At 69.5% G+C, this 18960-nt stretch carries 15 protein-coding genes; 5 read left to right on the forward strand and 10 right to left on the reverse strand.

Annotated features, from left to right (window positions below):
- Positions 1–524 precede the first annotated feature (524 nt).
- The gene (locus tag QQY66_RS18745) at positions 525–1091 is read left to right on the forward strand and encodes a DJ-1/PfpI family protein (protein ID WP_210580200.1); all 567 of its coding nucleotides are present in this window, start codon (positions 525–527) and stop codon (positions 1089–1091) included.
- Between the two features lie 30 nt (positions 1092–1121).
- On the opposite strand, the gene QQY66_RS18750 is transcribed toward QQY66_RS18745, so the two are convergent.
- Complete coding sequence (locus QQY66_RS18750; protein WP_301981502.1) at positions 1122–1787, reverse strand: HAD family hydrolase; 666 nt, start codon at positions 1785–1787, stop codon at positions 1122–1124.
- A gap of 96 nt (positions 1788–1883) precedes the next feature.
- The gene (locus tag QQY66_RS18755; RefSeq protein ID WP_301981503.1) at positions 1884–2399 is read right to left on the reverse strand and encodes a hypothetical protein; all 516 of its coding nucleotides are present in this window, start codon (positions 2397–2399) and stop codon (positions 1884–1886) included.
- A gap of 328 nt (positions 2400–2727) precedes the next feature.
- Between QQY66_RS18755 and QQY66_RS18760 the strand changes: the two genes are divergently transcribed.
- Complete coding sequence (locus QQY66_RS18760; RefSeq protein ID WP_301981504.1) at positions 2728–3270, forward strand: Rv3235 family protein; 543 nt, start codon at positions 2728–2730, stop codon at positions 3268–3270.
- A 111-nt stretch (positions 3271–3381) separates the two neighbouring features.
- On the opposite strand, the gene secA is transcribed toward QQY66_RS18760, so the two are convergent.
- Entirely contained in the window at positions 3382–6201 is a 2820-nt protein-coding gene (gene secA, locus QQY66_RS18765; protein ID WP_301981505.1) for a preprotein translocase subunit SecA, read from the reverse strand.
- 280 nt (positions 6202–6481) lie between these two features.
- Here secA and QQY66_RS18770 point away from each other — a divergent pair, with 280 nt between their 5' ends.
- Both QQY66_RS18770 and QQY66_RS18775 read left to right on the forward strand, forming a co-directional pair.
- A complete protein-coding gene (locus QQY66_RS18770) occupies positions 6482–7072 on the forward strand; it encodes a GNAT family N-acetyltransferase (RefSeq protein WP_301981506.1) in 591 nt (196 codons plus the stop codon).
- Positions 7073–7326: 254 nt separating this feature from the next.
- Positions 7327–8529: a winged helix-turn-helix domain-containing protein gene (locus tag QQY66_RS18775; protein WP_301981507.1), complete on the forward strand. Its 1203-nt coding sequence runs from the start codon at positions 7327–7329 to the stop codon at positions 8527–8529.
- A 3-nt stretch (positions 8530–8532) separates the two neighbouring features.
- Here QQY66_RS18775 and QQY66_RS18780 read toward each other — a convergent pair whose 3' ends face one another.
- The 7 genes from QQY66_RS18780 to mtnA form a co-directional block, all read right to left on the reverse strand.
- Positions 8533–9279, reverse strand: a complete 747-nt coding sequence (locus QQY66_RS18780; RefSeq protein ID WP_210580213.1) for a response regulator transcription factor — start codon at positions 9277–9279, stop codon at positions 8533–8535.
- A gap of 202 nt (positions 9280–9481) precedes the next feature.
- Complete coding sequence (gene raiA / locus QQY66_RS18785) at positions 9482–10207, reverse strand: ribosome-associated translation inhibitor RaiA (RefSeq protein WP_210580259.1); 726 nt, start codon at positions 10205–10207, stop codon at positions 9482–9484.
- A gap of 280 nt (positions 10208–10487) precedes the next feature.
- Positions 10488–11399: a ComF family protein gene (locus QQY66_RS18790; RefSeq protein WP_301981508.1), complete on the reverse strand. Its 912-nt coding sequence runs from the start codon at positions 11397–11399 to the stop codon at positions 10488–10490.
- Positions 11400–11571: 172 nt separating this feature from the next.
- Positions 11572–13404, reverse strand: a complete 1833-nt coding sequence (locus QQY66_RS18795) for an LpqB family beta-propeller domain-containing protein (RefSeq protein WP_301981509.1) — start codon at positions 13402–13404, stop codon at positions 11572–11574.
- Positions 13394–15460 carry an MtrAB system histidine kinase MtrB gene (gene mtrB / locus QQY66_RS18800; RefSeq protein WP_301981510.1) on the reverse strand — a complete coding sequence of 689 codons (2067 nt, stop codon included), beginning with the start codon at positions 15458–15460 and terminating at the stop codon, positions 13394–13396. Before mtrB ends, QQY66_RS18795 begins: the two co-directional genes overlap by 11 nt.
- 1 nt (position 15461) lies before the next feature.
- Positions 15462–16151, reverse strand: coding sequence for a two-component system response regulator MtrA (mtrA, locus tag QQY66_RS18805; protein ID WP_015659998.1), 690 nt, complete (start codon positions 16149–16151; stop codon positions 15462–15464).
- A gap of 166 nt (positions 16152–16317) precedes the next feature.
- On the reverse strand, positions 16318–17466 hold the full coding sequence (gene mtnA, locus QQY66_RS18810) for an S-methyl-5-thioribose-1-phosphate isomerase (RefSeq protein WP_301981511.1): 1149 nt from the start codon (positions 17464–17466) through the stop codon (positions 16318–16320).
- Between the two features lie 141 nt (positions 17467–17607).
- On the opposite strand from mtnA, the gene QQY66_RS18815 reads away from it, so the two are divergent.
- Entirely contained in the window at positions 17608–18957 is a 1350-nt protein-coding gene (locus tag QQY66_RS18815) for a glycerophosphoryl diester phosphodiesterase membrane domain-containing protein (protein WP_301981512.1), read from the forward strand.
- Positions 18958–18960: the final 3 nt, after the last annotated feature.

Below are 18960 nucleotides of genomic sequence, written 5' to 3' on the forward strand. Positions count from 1 at the left end.
CTCCGGACGGGGCCCTCGTCATGAGCCGTATGTGTACAAAACCGGGGGTCGAAGTTTGACGTTCTGCACAGTACGGGGGGCGGAGGAGTATGGGGGTGGGGGAATGTGGGGGTGGGGGAATGTGGGCCAGGGGGCGGGAGGCTGGGGGCGCATCTAGGCTGGGGAGCGAGGGTGTGGGCGGCGCCTTGGACTCGCCCGCCAAGCTGCGGGCATGCGTGCCGCCTGGGGCGATGGGTCCCCCCGCTCGAGCGAAGCCGAGAGTGGGGGAGGGTGGGCGCAGGCGGCACCCCGCAAGCGCCGGGCCGCGCGACCCACCCCCGCCCAGCCCCAACCCGCGGCACCCGGACAGCGCCGGGTTGCACGACCAACCCCCTGCCCCGCACCAACCCCATGCACCGCACAGACACCCGCACTCCAACACCCCCCCCCCGCCACCGTCCCCCTTGGCAAGACCCCCACCCCGAGGCACGTTGCCCATAGCGCCCGCCAAAGCCACAACCCACCCTCGAGGGGAGCGCAGCCCAATGTCGGCCAAGATCCTCATCGTCACCGGCGACGCAGCCGAGTCCCTGGAAGTCCTTTACCCCTACCAACGCCTCCGCGAAGAGGGCTACGACGTCCACATCGCCGCCCCCACCCGCAAAAAGCTCCAGTTCGTCGTCCATGACTTCGAACCCGGCTTCGACACCTACACCGAAAAGCCCGGCTACACCTGGCCCGCAGACCTGGCCTTCGCCGACGTCGACCCCGGCCAGTACGCCGCCCTCGTCATCCCCGGCGGCCGAGCCCCGGAGTACCTCCGCAACGACCCCGAACTCCGCAAGATCCTCAAGTCCTTCTTCGACGCCGACAAACCCGTCGCCCAGATCTGCCACGGCCCCCTCCTCACCGCCGCGACAGACAGCCTCCGAGGCCGCCGCGTCACCGCGTACCCGGCACTGGAGCCGGACATGCAGGCCGCCGGCGCCACCTTCCAGGACACCGAGGCGGTGGTGGACGGCACCCTCGTCTCCTCCCGCGCCTGGCCCGACCACCCCAGCTGGATGCGAGAGTTCCTCACCGTCCTCCGCGCAAAGGCCCCGGCAACCTGAGCCACCCCACCCGCACGCCCGCCGCAGGCGTCACGCGGCCAACCGCTCCGCCACCGCAACCGCCTCCCCCAACGTGTCCACCACCGGCACCCCCGTCTCCTCAAGACTCGCCCGGCTGTGCGACCCCCCGGTGTACAACACGGCCCGCGCCCCCACATGACGCGCCGCCACCGCGTCATCCGCGGCGTCCCCGATCACCACCGTACGAGCGGGGTCCACACCGGCGAGCGCCGCGACGTGCCGCTCCATGTGCTCGGCCTTGCTGCCCCCGGACGGCCCGGTCCGCCCGTCGACCCGTATGAAGTGCGTCTCGATCCCGAACCCCCGTACCAACGGGACGAGTTCGTCGTGGACGTACATGCTGAGAAGCGACTGGCTGCGCCCCGCCGACCGCCAGCTCTCCAACAGCTCGGCGACACCCTCGGTGAGCCCGCATGTCACCCGGTGCTCGGTGTAGTACCGGTGGAAGGTCTCGTCCATGACCAACCACTCGGCATCGGTCGGCAGCCGCCCCAGCAGCCGCTCATAGAACTTCGGCACCGGCACGCAGTACAGCGCCCGGTACTCCTCCATCGTGATCGGGTCGAGCCCCAGCTCGGCGAAAGCCGCGTTCGTCGCCCCGATGATTGCGTCGTTGTCGTGGAACAGCGTCCCGTTCCAGTCCCAGACAATGTGCGCGTCCGTTTGCATCCCCATGCCAAAAACCGTACCCGCCACCACTGACAATCAAGAGAACCAGCGGGTCAAGGGCGCATCCCTCGGTCCCAGAAGGCACGGTCCGCGCGGGCGGCCTCAGTCCCCCAGCCCCACCAGATTCGGGATCTCCTGCGTCGCGAACCACAGCAGCTCGTGATCCTCGGCCCCGTCCACGACGAACTGCGCGTCGTCGTCCCCGGCGTCCACCGCCTCGAGCGCCTCCGCCGCGGCGGCCACATCCGCCTCCGCATCCCCGGCGTCGACATGCACCGACGCCGCCTTGGCCAGCGATACGGCCCCGCCGATCCGCACCTCCCCCAGCGCCGAGGGATCGAGCCCCCGGTCGGGGTCGGCGACCGCGGCCCCCTCGGGTACGTCGACGGCGACCACGACCCGGCGCCGTACCGCCCCGGCGTCGGCCGCCAGCAGCCGCAGCGAGGCCAGCGCGGCCCGGCTGAGCGCCGCGTACTCCAGCTCCTCGATGTCGTCGGAGAGGTACCACTCACGCAACCCGGGCGTGACTGCGTAGGCGACGAACGGCCCGTCTCCCAGCTCACCCGTCTTGTACGCCTCGGCGAGACCGGAGAGGGTCAGAGGGACGTAGACGCGCATGGCTGGCCGCTTTCGTGGTCGAGGGCTCCGCAGTAACACCGGGAAGAGCGAGTCCCGCGCCTCCCGGAGGGCCTTCAGGATACGTGCGGGCGTCCCCTTTCGGGTTCCTGCCCATGCCTCGGGAGGCGTCCACCTCACGCCCGGAACTCACCCGATGCGCCCGCGAGATCACGGGCCTGGACAGCACTGGATCACCCGGATAAGTGAACCGTGCGACCACCTCCGCCCAGGTCGCGGCTTCCTTGCGCTCGCGGTCCGCGGCCCCGTACAAGATCCCCACCAGCAAGTTACTGCCCGGTACCCCCGGGCCCACCGAGCGGGGACACTCATGAACAAGGTCATGACCAGGGCGAACCACGACGCGAGCACTCGCCCTCCCGGCCGCCGTGACACCCGCCGCCCCGGCGGCACCCCTCCCCGCACACCGAGCAGCACGGCATCGCGCACGAGGACGCGCACCGAGGCGCGTACGACCTCCGCCACCGCGTCTCCCGCCGTGCCGTCCCAGATCCCGCCCAGGCCAGCCCCGCGCCCCCGGCCCACCGACGTCTTCGCCGACCGCCTGCTGCTCGTCCTGAGCGGCCAGCGCCCTGTCCACTGGATGCTCGGACACACCGCCGGCCGCGCCTACGACGAACTGGCCCGGCTCGCGGAAGACGGTCTCCTGCGCACCCGCGGCACACGCCCTGTCGTCCGCGACATCGGCTACTACATCGTCCACGCCGGCGCCGTCGAGGCCTTCGCCCGCATCGGCGCCGGTGACGAGCTACGCGCCATGGCCTTCCGCCTGGAGAAGGGCCCGGACCTGCGCTGGCGCTGCACAGCGCTGGAACTGGACGGCCCGCGCACACCGCAGCCGGACGACGACTGAAGTCCGCCCACAACGAGGGGCCGGGCACCCTCAGGATGCCCGGCCCCTCACAACTCGGCCTCACCTCATGGAACAGCCGTCACAACCGCTGCCACTCTCGCGAAGCGCCCGTCACTTCTTGCGGCGCCGCCCGCCCCGCGCCTGCTTGCGGCGCTCCGCGCGGGTGAGGCCGTCGGACTCGGAACGCGCCCCGGCTGTCTCCTCGTCGCTGGCGAAGTCGCCCTCGACGGTGCCGCCCTCGCCGTCCACGGTCGGCGCGGTGAAGTGCAGGTTGCGCCGCTGCGGAGCCTCCAGGCCCTTGGCGCGGATCTCGGGGCGGGACCCCGCCTGCGCCGGAACCGCGTCCTGCTTCTGCAGGCTCGGCTGCTTGGCGTCCTCGACCGGGACCTCCTCGACCTGCTGCTCGACCTGGACCTCCAGGTTGAACAGGTAGCCGACGGACTCCTCCTTGATGCCCTCCATCATCGCGGTGAACATGTCGAAGCCCTCGCGCTGGTACTCGACCAGCGGGTCCTTCTGCGCCATCGCGCGCAGGCCGATGCCCTCCTGGAGGTAGTCCATCTCGTAGAGGTGCTCGCGCCACTTGCGGTCCAGGACCGACAGGACGACCCGACGCTCCAGCTCGCGCATGATCTCGGAGCCGAGCTGCGCCTCACGCGACGCGTACTGCTCGTGGATGTCGTCCTTGACGGAGTCGGCGAGGAACTCGGCGGTGAGGCCGGCCCGGTCGCCGGCCGCCTCCTCGAGCTCCTCGATGGTGACCTTCACCGGGTAGAGCTGCTTGAAGGCGCCCCACAGCCGGTCCAGGTCCCACTCCTCGGCGAAGCCCTCGGCGGTCTCGGCCTGGACGTACGCGTCGATCGTGTCGTCCATGAAGTGCTGGATCTGCTCGTGCAGGTCCTCGCCCTCCAGGACGCGGCGGCGCTCGCCGTAGATGACCTCGCGCTGCCGGTTGAGGACCTCGTCGTACTTCAGGACGTTCTTACGGGTCTCGAAGTTCTGCTGCTCGACCTGCGACTGGGCCGACGCGATCGCGCGCGTGACCATCTTGTTCTCGATCGGCACATCGTCCGGGACGTTCGCCATCGACATCACGCGCTCGACCATCTGGGCCTTGAACAGGCGCATCAGGTCGTCGCCGAGCGACAGGTAGAAGCGGGACTCACCGGGGTCGCCCTGACGGCCGGAACGACCGCGCAGCTGGTTGTCGATCCGCCGCGACTCATGCCGCTCGGTGCCCAGCACGTAGAGCCCGCCGAGGTCCTTGACCTCCTCGAACTCTGCCCTCACCGCCTTCTCGGCCCGCTCCAGGGCGGCGGGCAGCGCCGCGGCCCACTCCTCGATGTGCTCCTCGGGGTCGAGGCCGCGCTGGCGCAGCTCGGCCTCGGCGAGGTCGTCGGGGTTGCCGCCGAGCTTGATGTCCGTACCACGGCCGGCCATGTTGGTGGCGACCGTCACGGCGCCCTTGCGGCCGGCCTGGGCGACGATCGACGCCTCGCGGTCGTGCTGCTTGGCGTTCAGCACTTCGTGCTGGATGCCGCGCTTGGAGAGCTGCTGCGAGAGGTATTCGGACTTCTCGACCGACGTCGTACCGACGAGGATCGGCTGGCCCTTCTCGTGCTTCTCGGCGATGTCGTCGACCACCGCGTCGAACTTCGCGACCTCGGTGCGGTAGATCAGGTCCGACTGGTCCGCGCGGACCATCGGCCGGTTGGTGGGGATCGGGACCACGCCGAGCTTGTAGATCTGGTGGAACTCGGCGGCCTCGGTCATAGCCGTACCGGTCATGCCGGAGAGCTTGTCGTAGAGACGGAAGAAGTTCTGCAGGGTGATCGTGGCGAGCGTCTGGTTCTCGTCCTTGATGTCCACCCCTTCCTTCGCCTCGATCGCCTGGTGCATGCCCTCGTTGTAGCGGCGGCCGGCGAGGATACGGCCGGTGTGCTCGTCGACGATCATGACCTCGCCGTCGATGACGACGTAGTCCTTGTCCTTCTTGAAGAGCTCCTTCGCCTTGATGGCGTTGTTCAGGTAGCCCACCAGCGGCGTGTTCACCGACTCGTAGAGGTTGTCGATGCCCAGCCAGTCCTCGACCTTGCTGACACCGGACTCGTGGATGGCGACCGTGCGCTTCTTCTCGTCGACGTCGTAGTCGCCGGTCTCCTCGATGCCCTTGAGGGGGTTGCCCGCCTCGCCGCGCTTGAGGCGCGTGACCAGCTTGGCGAAGTCGCCGTACCACTTGGTGGCCTGGTCGGCCGGGCCGGAGATGATCAGCGGCGTACGGGCCTCGTCGATGAGGATGGAGTCGACCTCGTCGACGATGGCGAAGTTGTGGCCGCGCTGGACGAGTTCGTCCTTGGACCACGCCATGTTGTCGCGCAGGTAGTCGAAGCCGAACTCGTTGTTCGTGCCGTACGTGATGTCGCAGCCGTACTGCTCGCGGCGCTGGGCCGGCGTCATGTTGGCGAGGATGCAGCCGACGGACAGGCCCAGGAACCGGTGGATGCGGCCCATCATCTCGGAGTCGCGCTCGGCCAGGTAGTCGTTGACCGTGATGATGTGGACGCCGTCTCCGGAGAGGGCGTTCAGATACGCGGGCAGGGTGCCGACCAGGGTCTTGCCCTCACCGGTCTTCATCTCGGCCACGTAACCCATGTGCAGGGCCGCGCCGCCCATCATCTGCACGTCGTAGTGGCGCTGGCCGAGGACGCGCTTGGCGGCCTCCCGCACCGTGGCGAACGCCTCGGGCAACAGGTCGTCCAGGCTCTCACCATCGGCATACCGCTGCTTGTACTCATCGGTGAGGGCCCGCAGCTCGGCGTCGGAGAGGTCGACGAAGTCCTCTTCGATGGAGTTGACCTGGTCCGCGATGCGGTGCAGCTTGCGCAGGATTTTGCCTTCGCCTGCACGCATGATCTTCGAGAGGACGGACACGGGGGTTGGTCTCCTTGCCGGTCGGGCCTGGGACGGTCGGTTTCCATTTGACTTGACTGAGCAACGGCCATCGTATGCGAGGACCCCGGTACGCCGGGAGGCCTGCCGTGACTGCGACTGTCCGCTGCTGCACAACTCTTCAATACTCTTCAATAGGGGACAACGGCCGGGGCCCACGGATGGTGCCGCGTCGCGCCGACGAATTGCGCGAACTGTGATCACTCGCTCACGCACCGCAAAAAGATGGCTTCTTCGTCGAGACCCCGACCAGAATCACCGGATGGAACCCGCCACGCTGACCACTGGCCGTCTCGTCCTGCGCATGGTCGGTCCGCACGACACGGACGCCGTGTACGCCGCCGCCCAGGATCCCGAGATCCAGCGCTGGACCACGATCCCCTCGCCCTACCTCCCCGAGCACGCCGAGAGCTTCACGGAACACCTCGCTCCGGAAGGCTGGGCGAACGGTTCCATGCTTACCTTCGGCGTCTTCCTCCCCGAAGGGGAGTTGGTCGGCATGCTCAGCATCACCATCCGCTCCCTGGGCGCAGCCGAGATCGGTTACTGGGCCACAAAGCAACACCGCGGCAACGGCTACATCACCGAGGCCACTCTCACCGCCGCCCGCTGGGCCTTCACCCACGTCTCCGTCGACCGCATCGAATGGCGGGCCGAAGTGGGCAACACAGCATCCCGCGCCGTCGCCGAACGCGCCGGCTTCACCATCGAAGGCACCCTCCGCTCCGCCCTCAACAACAAAGGCGTACGCCGAGACTGCTGGGTGGGCTCCCTACTCCCCTCAGACCTGGGCCTCCCCTCAACAGCGCCCTACTTGCCAACACCCCCATCCCCCACGCCGCCCGCCTTCTAAGGACGACACCACCCACCCACCCGCTGGGGGCGCTTCACTTCTCGGTGCCGGTCCGCACACTTCAGCCCGTCCGGCGTTTGAGGACGAGGCCGTTCAGGCCGAAGCGGGGGTCTGGGGGCGCAGCCCCCAGGGATGGGACGGGTAGGGGCGGCGGGGGCGAGAAACCACCGACGCCAGCACCAGCGCAGGGCACCCACACAACAAAACCGCAGCTCACCCCCCACTGTCAGACCCACCCCCTATCGTGCGGAACCATGACGACCCTCCCGCGCCCGAGCACGGAACTCTCCGCAGACGACGCCCGCCGCCTCGCCCTCCGCGCCCAGGGCTTCATCGGCGCCCCCGACCGCCGATCCGGCGTCCGCGGCCTCCTCCGCCACCTCGGCGCGGTCCAACTCGACACCATCTCGGTCCTGGCCCGCTCCCACGAACTCATCCCGTACGCCCGCCTGGGCGCAGTAAGCCGCAAAACCATCGAGAGCGCCTACTGGACGCCCGCATCCGAGGCCGCCCCTCCGGCAAAGCCACACGCCTTCGAATACTGGTCCCACGCCGCCTGCATCCTCCCCATCGAGGAGTGGCCCCACTTCGCCTTCCGCCGCCGCGCCTACCGCAACCGCCCGCACTGGAACCACGAACTCCCGGACGGCACCTACGACCAGGTGATCAAGCAGCTGCAAGCGGAAGGCCCCCTCACCGCCACGGAGTTGGGCGGCGCGAAGAAAACCAGCGAATGGTGGGACTGGTCCGGCGCAAAGGTCGCCGTGGAGCGCGCCCTGATGCACGGCGAGGTCGTATGCGTGGCACGCCGCGGCTGGAAACGTGTCTACGACCTGGCCGAACGCGCGATCCCGGGCACCCTGCTGCACGACGACCTCGACGACACCGAGTGCCTCCGCAGACTGGTCCGCCTCGCCGGCCAGTCGCTGGGCGTCGGCACCCGCGCGGACATCGCCGACTACCACCGTCTCAAGGGCGACCAGGTCGATGCGGTGATCGCCGACTCGGGCCTGGTCCCGGTCACGGTCGAGGGCTGGGGCAAACCGGCCTGGGCCGACCCGGCGGCCCTGGAGACCCCTCCCCGCGGCCGCCACCGCACCACGCTCCTGTCCCCCTTCGACTCGCTGATCTGGGAACGGGCGCGCACCGAGCGGATCTTCGGCTTCACCCACCGCCTGGAGGCCTACGTCCCCAAGCCGAAGCGTGTGTACGGCTATTTCGCGATGCCTGTCCTGGCAGGGGGCCGCCTCGTCGGCCGCGTCGACCCGGCCCGCGAGGGCCGCACCCTGGTGGCCAAGCAGGTCACCCTGGACGGCCCGAAGGCAGTCCCGGCCATCGCCCAGGCCCTGGCCGAAGCGGCAAGCTGGGTGGACTGCACGGACATACGCGTGGAGCGCGTGGACGCCCCGGAACTGCGCGAGCCCCTCGCAAGGGAACTCACCCGCATACTGGCGTGATCGTCAGCGGATCTCGAGGATCTTCTCCCGCATCGCATACACGACCGCCTCCATCCTGGAGTGCAGCTGCAGCTTCTCCAGGATGTTGCGCACATGGTTCTTCACGGTGTTCTCGGAGATGAACAACTCCTTGGCGATATCGCGGTTGTTCATCCCCGTGGCGACGAGCTTGAGCACTTCCAGCTCGCGGTCCGTGAGCCGCGGTGCAGGCACCAGCCGACGCTCGTCGGTCCGCTGAATCATCGACTTGAACTCGGTGAGCAGCTTCGACGCCATGGAAGGGCTGATCTGCGACTGCCCGTCGGCCACCGCGCGAATGGCGGTGGCCACCTCGTCCGTCGAGATCTCCTTGAGGAGATAACCGGTCGCGCCCGCCTTGATGGCCTCGTAGAGATCGGCTTCCTCGTCGCTGATGGTCAGCATGATGATTTTGGCACTGGGGGCCACTTCCTTGATCGAGGTGCACGCCTCGATCCCGCCCCGCTTGGGCATCCGTACATCCATCAGGACGATGTCCGGCAGCAGATCGGCGGCCTTGTCGACGGCCTCCGCGCCGTCGCCCGCCTCCCCGACGACCTGGATGTCCTCCTCGGCCGCGAGCACGATCTCCAGACCACGACGGAAGAGGGCGTGGTCGTCCACGACCAGGACGCGGATCGGCTCCTTACGTGGTGAGCCCGTGTCCGGGCCCATGCCGGCGACGCCGTCGTCGGCGTCTCCGTCATGCATCGGTCCGAAGCTGTCCGCCATCGTTCCTCCCCCTGAAGGCTGTGGCTGGTCCTGTGCCATCGCCAACCCAAGGCAACGGCCCACCGGTTGGGCCGGTCCGGCCATGATTCCATGCCCGGACGACACTGAGGTGACAGAGCGGGGCGCGAAGTGGTCGCACACGGGTGCCCCTGGGGGCGCATACGCGCTCCAGGGGCACCGTCAGGTGTGTCGGCCGGATGGGTCAGCCACCCAGCGTGCCGCCCGCTGCGGGGGATTGCGCCTGGGCGACCATCGGGTCGGTGTTGAGGTGGATGACGCCGTAGTCGTATGCGTGCCGCCGGTAGACGACGCTCGGCTCCTTCGTCTCGGAGTCGACGAACAGATAGAAGTCGTGCCCGACCAGTTCCATCTCGTAGAGGGCCTGGTCGAGGGTCATCGGAGAGGCGACGTGGGTCTTCTCGCGGACCACGAGGGGGCCTTCACCCTTCACTTCCAGCGAGCCGATCTTCTTGACGGGCACGCCGTCCGAGTCTTCGTCGTGGACGGTGTGGCCGTTCCCGTTGAGCGTCGCCGCGCCCGGAACGTGGTCGGGGACCTCGGCTGCCGTGAGCCGTCGCGCGCCCCGGCGTGTGTGGCGCTTGTCGTGCTGCTTACGCAGCCGGGCATCCAGCTTCTCCGCCGCCAGGTCGAGTGCCGCATACGGATCGCTGGCCGCCGCCTCCGCCCGGATCACCGGACCGCGGGAGCGGAGCGTGATCTCCACTCGATCCGATCGGTCGGCCTGTCGCGGGTTCGGCTCCTTGGACACCTCGACGTCGAGGCTGATCACCTTGCCATCGAGCTTCTGGATCTTCTCCAGCTTCAGCTTCTCGGCCACGTGCTTGCGGAACCGCTCGGGCACCTCGGTCTTGCGGCCCTTGACGACGATGTCCACGCAGAACTCCGTTCCCGGATCGCTCCGCTTCAGCGGCGGAGCATCTCCCTTTTGCATCAGGCTCCGGTGAGGCCGGAACCTCGGACTCGGTGACGTCCACCTCCTCCTCCCCCGCGGGCAAGATCTCCACCCCGCCGGCCCGGTGATTGCGCAAAACCCGCGGCACGGCATTCGGATATGCGAGGTATGGCCTGGGCCTTTCCCTCACAACCGAACATATCTCGCCTGGACGGATGTCGTCACCCTCTACCGCGGTGTACCTCCGCTCAGGTGAATTGCTCCTCTCATAACCTGCAACGATGCACGCTCACAGTCAGTTCCGGTTTATTTCGAAAGAATCCGGCGAGGCCGCGACCACAGCTGCGCAGATCTTGTCACCGGCCCGGCGCGGGCCCGCCATTCCTGGCACTCCGTGCCTTCGATCCACTGCCTCGTCCAGTGATCCAGTCCTTCGTTCCTCTGTCCTTTCCCGAGGCGCCGCGGCATACACCGCCGCAGCCCTTCTTGCGTACGTTTCCGGCCCGCCTGCCCCGCTGCACCCAGCCGTCCCGTCCGTTCTTCCGCAAGCGGCCACTGCCGCTGTCGCCGCCCGCACGGCTCGCGCCGCCTCCGTCAGGGAGGCGCCCGTCGTCATCAGGTCGTCGACGAGCACGACCGGGCCCGCGGTGAGCAGGCCTGCGCCTCCGGAGGCCACCGCCAGCGCGCCCGCGAGATTGTCCAGCCGCTGCCGGGAGTTGAGCCCCGCCTGGTCGGCCACGGCCCTTCGCTGCCGCAGCACGGCGACCACCCGCGCCGGCACCCCGCCCCGCCGCAACTCCCCCGCGGCGGCGAGTGCGATCTGCCGAGCCGGATCATGCCCACGAGCCCGCACCGCTCCACGCGCGGAGGGCACGGGAACGAGCAGCACAGGCCGACTGTCCGGCGCCTGCTCGCTGGTCAGGCCCGCCCGCACGACCCCTGCCAAGGCCATGCCCAGCGGTGCAGCGAGCGCCAGCGCACCCCGTTCCTTGTGAGCGAGCAGCACCGCACGCACCTCGTCCGCGTACCGGGCGGCCGCATGTACGGTCGGCAGCCCGGGCGGCTCCGGCACCGGGCGCACCCGGCGCGGTACGGCACCGCTCAGCGCCGTACGGCACTCCGGGCAGAGCACCGTACGAGGCCGACCGCAGCCTCCGCACTCGGCCGGCAGCACCAGGTCGGTGAGGTCCTGCCACCACCCCCGCATGCCCACCACTGTGCCAACACCCGCGCCACGCGGCCACCCCTGTGGATAACGCGCTGTGGATAACTCCGGACGCCGACTGGACGGCCGTATCGCGGAACGGGGCGTAGCGCCGGAGCACACGGCCGCAGCATCGAAGAGCGCGCGGAGGGAGAACCGCACCGCCCCCGAAACCTCACCCGGGATAAACCGGCGCCGAGCCCTCCGTGATCACCTTCTGCCACTGGGCCCCGGTCGGCAGGCGCACGATCCCGTCCTCCGAGTACGCCACGAGCGGCAGCCGCTCGTCCTCGGACGCGGCGATCTCCTTCACGCCGGTCAGAGCGGCGGGCGCCGGACCTTCAGGTGTGGAGCCGTCGACGGCGGCATACCGCATCTGCTGCACGCCACCCTCCTCGCGCCCGACGACCACCAGTCGGCTGTCGCCGGCCCACGACATGGCGGTGACCTCTTCCAACTCCGGTGCCGCGGAATGCAGTCCGAAGACCGAGACGGCCTGGCTCTCGCCCACCTTCCCGCTCCGCTCGATCCGTCCGATGAGCAGGGACTGCTTGCCGCCCTTGTCGACGACGAGCGCGATCCGCACCCCGTCGGAGGCCACCCGGACGGATTCGATACGGCCGTCCAGCTCCGGCGTGTTCACCACGATCGGCTCGCCCGCGCCGCCCTCCAGCATCAGCAGCCTGGAGTTGCCGGGGTCCTGGTCGGCCACCCATAGATCGCCCTGGCTGTCCCAGCTGGGCGTCGTCAACCGGTGCTCCACCGAGCCGCCCGCGCTGTGCAGCACGGCCTCTCCGAGAGAACCGCTCGACACCATCGATCCGACGTACAAGGACTTGCCGTCCGCGGATACGGCAGCCGCCCTGTTCTCATCGCGCGAGACCGCCACCGACCGCAGCTCGACGTCACCCTCGCCCAGCGCGCCCGGCACCGCTTCGGATTGCTTGTCGCTGCTGTCGGCCGCCATCCGCACGAGCCGCTTCTTGCCGTCGATGAAGTACAGGTACTCGGCACGCTTGACCTCACCGCGCGCGGCGACGCCATCGGCGCTGTCCTCGGTGAGCGTGCACAGCTGGGCGTCGCCCGACTTCAGCTCGACCTCGTCGACAGCGGGGGTGAGGTTCTGCAGGGTGAAGAGGATCTGGGCCGCCATCTCGTTGCACTTGCTCAGCCCGACCCGCGCTGCCTTCTTGTTCAACGGAACGGTCAGCTTGTTCTGGTCGTCCGGCGTCAACGAGGTGACGCCCTTCTTCAGCGCCGTACCGGTCGGGAAGCTCGACCTGACGACCGACTTGAGCCAGACGGTGGGCCCGTTGAGCAGGGAGCGCACCATCTGCGTGATCGGGTCAACATGCCGTCGTACATACACCGGATCGGCGACCGCCGCAGGCTGCTGCACGACCGTCCCGGCCGCGGTGTTCGAGGCGAAGAAGTACTTGTCGACGGACATGTAGTTGCGCTGGAAGTCCGACCTGCCCATGACGACGCCCGGCGGCAGGCCGTCGATGCGCCACTGCTTGGTCTTCTCCTCCCGCACGAGGTAGACCGTCTGGCTGTACTTCCCGCGGGCGGGCGCATACGCCTGCTGCCTGTCCACCGCGGCGACCTTGGTACCGGTGAGCGTGAAGGAGAAGTAGTCGCTGTCCTCGCGGGGCCCCGGGTCGGGCGTGGTGTCGGGCGCGCTCGCGAGCACCGTCGTGGACATCTCCGGCTGCCACTTCTTCGCGGCCCTTGCGGTCAGGTACTTGCGCGCCGTCTCATAGTGCGGATCGTCGCTGGTCAGCGCCTCAAGGAAGCCGTCCACGATCTGCTGAGGCTGAGCACCCTCGAAGGGCGGCATCGCGAAGACCCGCACCTGTGTGTCCTGGCGCGGGGTGGATTCGACGCCGCGCAGATCCCCGCTGTCGGGCATCGAGGCGCATCCGGCCAGCAGTACGCCGCCACAGACGGCATACGCCACTGCGCGCACCGGCCGACGCCGCGCGCCCCCCTCGCGGTCAGCGCCCACGAAATGCCTCCCCTTGCTGTTCCACGTCCTGCGACCGGGCGTCCGCACGGTCCGAGGACACGCCGCGCGGCCCGTCCGAAGCCGGCGTGTCGTCCTGTGGTCGGGTGCCTGAAGTCGGCCGGGGCACCACGCGCGCGCCGTTGCCGGGCAGCGCCGTCGGGTCCGCCGTCGGCGCCACGGCGGCCAGCCGCGGAGCGATCGACATCGGCGGCCCCTGCTCCCCCGTCGGCTGCGCCGGCACGGTCGCGGTCTTCTCGCCACCGCCGTGCGGCAGACCGGCGTCGTCAAGTCCGCGATTGCGTCGCGAGTCCTTCGGCTCCAGCGGTATCGGGGAGCCCCGCAGCGGCTCGTCCGCGGTCCTCGGCAGCGTCAGCCGGAACTGCGAGCCGCCGCCCGGCTCACCCCATGCCTGCAACCAGCCGCCGTGCAGCCGCGCATCCTCCAGGGCGATCGACAGCCCCAGCCCCGTACCACCGGTGGTACGCGCGCGTGCCGGGTCGGCCCGCCAGAACCGGCTGAAGACGCGAGTCGCCTCGCCGGGCTTGAGGCCGACTCCGTAGTCACGCACCGCGACAGCGACCGCCCCGCCCGCCGCGGCGAGCTTGACGATGACGTCCTTGCCCTCGCCGTGCTCCACGGCGTTGACGACGAGGTTGCGCAGGACACGCTCCACCCGCCTCGCGTCCGCCTCCGCGACGACGGGCTGCTGGTCGCCGACGACTCGTATGTGCGTGCCCTTGCGCTCGGCGAGCGGCTCGGCACCGCTGACAACCCGCCGTACGACCTCCCTGAGGTCTATCGGCTCGGCCTCCAACGCCGCCGCGCCCGCGTCGAAGCGGCTGATCTCCAGCAGATCGGCGAGCAGCGACTCGAACCGGTCCAGCTGGTCGGCCAGCAACTCCGCCGACCGCGCGGTCACGGGATCGAAGTCCTCCCGCGCCTCGTGGATCACGTCTGCGGCCATCCGTACGGTCGTCAGCGGCGTCCGCAGCTCGTGCGAGACATCGGAGACGAACCGCCGCTGCATCCGCGACAGGTCCTCCAGCTGCTGGATCTTCAGCTGCAGGTTCTGGGCCATCTTGTTGAAGGCCTCGCCGAGCCGCGCGATGTCGTCCTCGCCGGTGACCTTCATACGTTCCTGCAGGCGCCCCGCGGACAGCCGCTCGGCGATGCCCGCGGCCATCCGAACCGGGGTGACGACCTGGCGTACCACCAGCCAGGCAATCGCCCCGAGGAGAACGACCACGAACAGCCCTGCCGTCGCCAGCGTCCCCTTGACCAGGCTCAGCGACTTCTCCTCCTGGGTGAGCGGGAAGAGGTAGTACAGCTGGTACGGGTCGCCGTTCGGGTCGTTGACCTGCTTGCCGATGACCAGGGCCGGCTGGGCCTCCTTGTCGGTGTTGTAGATGATGCGGGTGTAGCTCTGAGCCGCCGCGGTGCTGTTGTCGACGCGTTCACGCAGGTCCTCGGGCACGCTGGCGAACGGGTCGACATAACCCGAGGCGCGCGGTCCACGCCCACCGCCGGTGTCGTCGCCCACGGGGAGCGTGACGACGTCGAAGGCGCCCTGGCCACCGCTGGACAGCGAGGAGACCAGATCGCTCATCCATTCGATGACGTTCTGCGCGGGACGGCCGTCCGCCGTGGTGGCGTCGTCGACGGTCCCGCTGGCGGTCTCGTCGGCGTTCTGCTTGGCGACCGCGAAGCCACCGGTGGCCTGGCTCTGCGAGGCCTTCACCTTGGCGTCCAGCAGGCCGTTGCGCACCTGCCCGATGACGACGAAGCCGAGCAGCAGGACCACGCCCAGCGACATCAGCAGCGTCGTGACGACGACCTTGAGCTGGATGTTGCGCCGCCACAGCCGCATGACGGGCAGCAGCGGCCGACGCACCCAGCGCATGAACAGGCGCAGCACCGGGCTGCCCTGGACTCCGCCCTGCAGCAGCCCGCCCTCCAGGAAACGTCCCCAGCGGGAGCCCGCAGCCTTCCGGCCGACAGGCCGCCCCGCGCGGGCCCCGGGCTTGCCGGGCGCCGAAGCGGCACTGTCCCCGGACATGTCAGCTCGGCCCGGCCTTGTAACCGACACCTCGGACAGTCACCACGATCTCCGGCCGCTCCGGGTCCTTCTCGACCTTGGACCGCAGCCGCTGCACATGCACGTTGACAAGGCGCGTGTCGGCCGCGTGCCGGTAGCCCCACACCTGCTCGAGCAGAACCTCACGAGTGAACACCTGCCACGGCTTACGGGCCAGCGCCACCAGCAGATCGAACTCCAGCGGCGTCAGCGCGATCGACTGCCCGTCCCGCTTCACGGAGTGGCCGGCCACGTCGATGACCAGGTCACCGATGGCAAGCTGCTCGGGCGCCGGCTCCTCGGACCTCCGCAGCCGCGCCCGGATCCGGGCAACCAGTTCCTTCGGCTTGAACGGCTTCACGATGTAGTCGTCCGCGCCCGACTCCAGGCCCACCACGACATCGACGGTGTCGCTCTTTGCCGTCAGCATCACGATCGGCACACCCGACTCCGCCCTGATCAGGCGGCACACCTCGATGCCGTCCCGACCGGGCAGCATCAGGTCGAGCAGCACCAGGTCGGGCTTGGTCTCACGGAAAGCAGCCAGCGCCTTGTCGCCGTCGGCCACAAAAGACGGCTCAAAACCTTCACCACGCAGCACAATGCCGAGCATCTCGGCCAGTGCGGTGTCGTCGTCGACGACAAGGACTCGTCCCTTCATAAACGACATCATCCCATTCTCGTAACATTGGCGAAGGTACTGGTGAGGCACGTCACTGGCCCGTGACGATAGTCGTATCCAACCGTCACTGTCTGCCTGGGCCAGCGGGCCCCCTTCAAGACACGGACGTGAACGGGATCCACACCGCCCTTCCTCACAGGGTCGCAGAACAATCCCGTCAACTGAGCGTGACCTCTCGAGACCTGGCACACAGCTCTGCCAGGGCCTCAGCCGTCACAGGTGAAACGGCGCCCTCCTCAGTGACGATCGCCGTCACCAACTCGGGCGGGGTCACATCGAACGCCGGGTTGTACGCCTGTGTCCCCAGCGGCGCCACCGGAATCCCGCCTCCCGCCTCCGCTCCGGCCACCGGCACCTGGGGCGCCGTCAGCTCGGTCACCTCATGGCCGGCCCGCTGCTCGACCTCGATGGACGCTCCGTCCGGCGTGTCCGGATCCACCGTCGTCACCGGCGCCACCACGATGAACGGCACATGGTGGTAGCGGGCGAGCACCGCGAGCGGATAGCTCCCCACCTTGTTCGCCACCGAACCGTCGGCCGCGATACGGTCCGCCCCGATCAGCACCGCGTCCACCTCCCCGGCCGCGAACAGCGACCCCGCCGCGTTGTCGGTCAGCAAGGTGTACGCCATGCCGCTGCGCGCCGCCTCGTACGCCGTCAGCCGAGCGCCCTGCAGCAGCGGGCGTGTCTCGTCCACCCACAGCCGCCGCAGCCGGCCCGCCCGATGCGCGGCGAGCGCCACCGCGAACGCCGTCCCCTCACCACCCGACACCAGCCGCCCGGTGTTGCAGTGTGTGAGGATCCTGTGCCCACCGCCGGGCAGCAGCTCGTCCAGCAGCGCCAGCCCCTTCTCGGCCATTCGCGCACTGGCCTCGGCGTCCTCCTGGTGCAGCGCACGCGCCGCGGTCAGCGCCGCCCGGGCGGACTGCTCCGGATCACCACTCCTGCCGAACTCCGCCCGGTACGCGGCCTCGGCCCGGCCCACCCCGACGGCGAGGTTCACCGCGGTGGGTCGGGCGCTCGCCAGCGCGCTCGCGGCGTCGGCCACGTCGAAACCACGCGCGGCGGCGAGCGCGACCCCGTACGCCCCCGCGATACCCAGCAGCGGCGCCCCGCGCACGGCGAGTGAACGGATCGCCTCCACCAGCGCGGGTGCGTCCGTACACACCAGTTCGACCTCCTCGACCGGCAGCCTCGTCTGGTCCAGCAGGACCACCACCGGGCCTTCGGGTGGCTCTTCCCAGCGGATCGCCGGTATCTCGGTCGACTGGTTGTCCTCGCCGGATTGCGCGTACTGATCAGCCATGCGATCAGTCTGCCCCTTACCCGTCGGACAATTGAAGGTGTCCACCCCAGACCGCGGCCGGTCACTCGTCGACCACCCCATGGCACGATGGCTGCCAACCTGCCGCCGCGACCGCGGAACGGGCACCGTGAAGGAGCGACGATGAACGACACTCCGGGCTGGGCTTCGCCCGGATCTGCCCCGTCCGACGGACAGCAGCCCGGTGCATCGGGCGCTGCCGAGCCTGCCGACAGGCCCGGCCCCGAGCAGCCCGCGGACCAGTCGGGCCCGGATGCGACGGGCTCCGGCTCGAAGTGGTCCAAGGAACAGCCGCCACCTGCCCAGTGGTCGGCACCCACCGGACCTCCGGCCGGCCCCGGACAGGCACCGCCACCGCCTCCGCCCGGCCCGGGCTGGGGCAGCCGGCCTCCCGACCCTGGCGGATACGGCGGCTACGGAGGCCCTGGTGCTCCCGGCGGATACAGCGGCTGGGGCGGCGGCTGGGGCGGTCCCCCGCCCGCGGCCAAGCCCGGTGTGATCCCGCTCCGCCCACTCGGCGTGGGCGAGATCCTCGACGGCGCTGTCTCCACCATGCGCACCTACTGGCGCACGGTTCTGGGCATCGCGCTGACCGTCGCCGTCCTCACGGAGATCATCGTCATCCTGCTCCAGGGCTTCGTCCTGGACGACCGCGCCAGCACCGAGGCCCTCAACGATCCGAGTGCCAGCCTCGACGAGCTGACCCGCGCCCTGGGCGACACCATGCTCACCACGAGCGTCGTCTTCCTGGTCTCCCTGATCGGCACCATCGCCGCGACCGCCCTGCTCACAACCGTCACCAGCCGGGCGGTGCTCGGCAAGTCCGTGACCACCGGCGAGGCCTGGCGCGACGCCCGTCCGCAGATCGCGAAGCTGTTCGGCCTGATCTTCCTGCTGCTGCTCATCGCCTTCGGGGTGATCCTCGGCGGCGCGACGCCCGGCATCATCGTGGCCGCAGCGGGTGCCGGTGACGCCGGTGCCGCCCTCGCCATCCTGGGCAGCCTCGCCGCGGGCGTGGTCGCCCTGTGGCTGATGATCCGCTTCTCCCTCGCCTCGCCGGCGCTGATGCTGGAGAAGCAGAGCATCGTGAAGTCGATGAGCCGCTCCGCGAAACTGGTCCGCGGCTCCTGGTGGCGGGTCTTCGGCATCCAGCTGCTGGCCACGATCATCGCGAACATCGTCGCGTCGATCGTCGTCATCCCCTTCACCTTCCTGGGTGCGGCTGTCAGCGGAGGCGGCGTCAGCAACTTCCTCGATACCGGCGGCAGCGACCTCGGCTGGACGTTCCTCATCGTCAGCGGGATCGGGGCGGTGATCGGCTCCATGATCACTTTCCCGATCACGGCCGGCGTCGCCGTGCTCCTCTACATCGACCAGCGCATCCGCCGCGAGGCCCTCGACCTCGAGCTGGCCCGCGCGGCCGGCGTGCAGGACTACGGCACAGGCGCCCCCGGCCCCACCCCGGGGAGCTGATGC

Origin of the sequence: Streptomyces sp. DG2A-72 (genome assembly GCF_030499575.1) — a bacterium.
Lineage (GTDB): Bacteria > Actinomycetota > Actinomycetes > Streptomycetales > Streptomycetaceae > Streptomyces.

What these genes read in the sequence shown, in the direction of transcription:
- QQY66_RS18745 (WP_210580200.1), top strand. Translation starts at nt 525, where the DNA reads ATGTCGGCCAAGATCCTCATCGTCACCGGCGACGCAGCCGAGTCCCTG.
- QQY66_RS18750 (WP_301981502.1), bottom strand. Translation starts at nt 1,787, where the DNA reads ATGGGGATGCAAACGGACGCGCACATTGTCTGGGACTGGAACGGGACG.
- QQY66_RS18755 (WP_301981503.1), bottom strand. Translation starts at nt 2,399, where the DNA reads ATGCGCGTCTACGTCCCTCTGACCCTCTCCGGTCTCGCCGAGGCGTAC.
- QQY66_RS18760 (WP_301981504.1), top strand. Translation starts at nt 2,728, where the DNA reads ATGAACAAGGTCATGACCAGGGCGAACCACGACGCGAGCACTCGCCCT.
- QQY66_RS18770 (WP_301981506.1), top strand. Translation starts at nt 6,482, where the DNA reads ATGGAACCCGCCACGCTGACCACTGGCCGTCTCGTCCTGCGCATGGTC.
- QQY66_RS18775 (WP_301981507.1), top strand. Translation starts at nt 7,327, where the DNA reads ATGACGACCCTCCCGCGCCCGAGCACGGAACTCTCCGCAGACGACGCC.
- QQY66_RS18780 (WP_210580213.1), bottom strand. Translation starts at nt 9,279, where the DNA reads ATGGCGGACAGCTTCGGACCGATGCATGACGGAGACGCCGACGACGGC.
- QQY66_RS18790 (WP_301981508.1), bottom strand. Translation starts at nt 11,399, where the DNA reads ATGCGGGGGTGGTGGCAGGACCTCACCGACCTGGTGCTGCCGGCCGAG.
- mtrB (WP_301981510.1), bottom strand. Translation starts at nt 15,460, where the DNA reads ATGTCCGGGGACAGTGCCGCTTCGGCGCCCGGCAAGCCCGGGGCCCGC.
- mtrA (WP_015659998.1), bottom strand. Translation starts at nt 16,151, where the DNA reads ATGATGTCGTTTATGAAGGGACGAGTCCTTGTCGTCGACGACGACACC.
- mtnA (WP_301981511.1), bottom strand. Translation starts at nt 17,466, where the DNA reads ATGGCTGATCAGTACGCGCAATCCGGCGAGGACAACCAGTCGACCGAG.
- QQY66_RS18815 (WP_301981512.1), top strand. Translation starts at nt 17,608, where the DNA reads ATGAACGACACTCCGGGCTGGGCTTCGCCCGGATCTGCCCCGTCCGAC.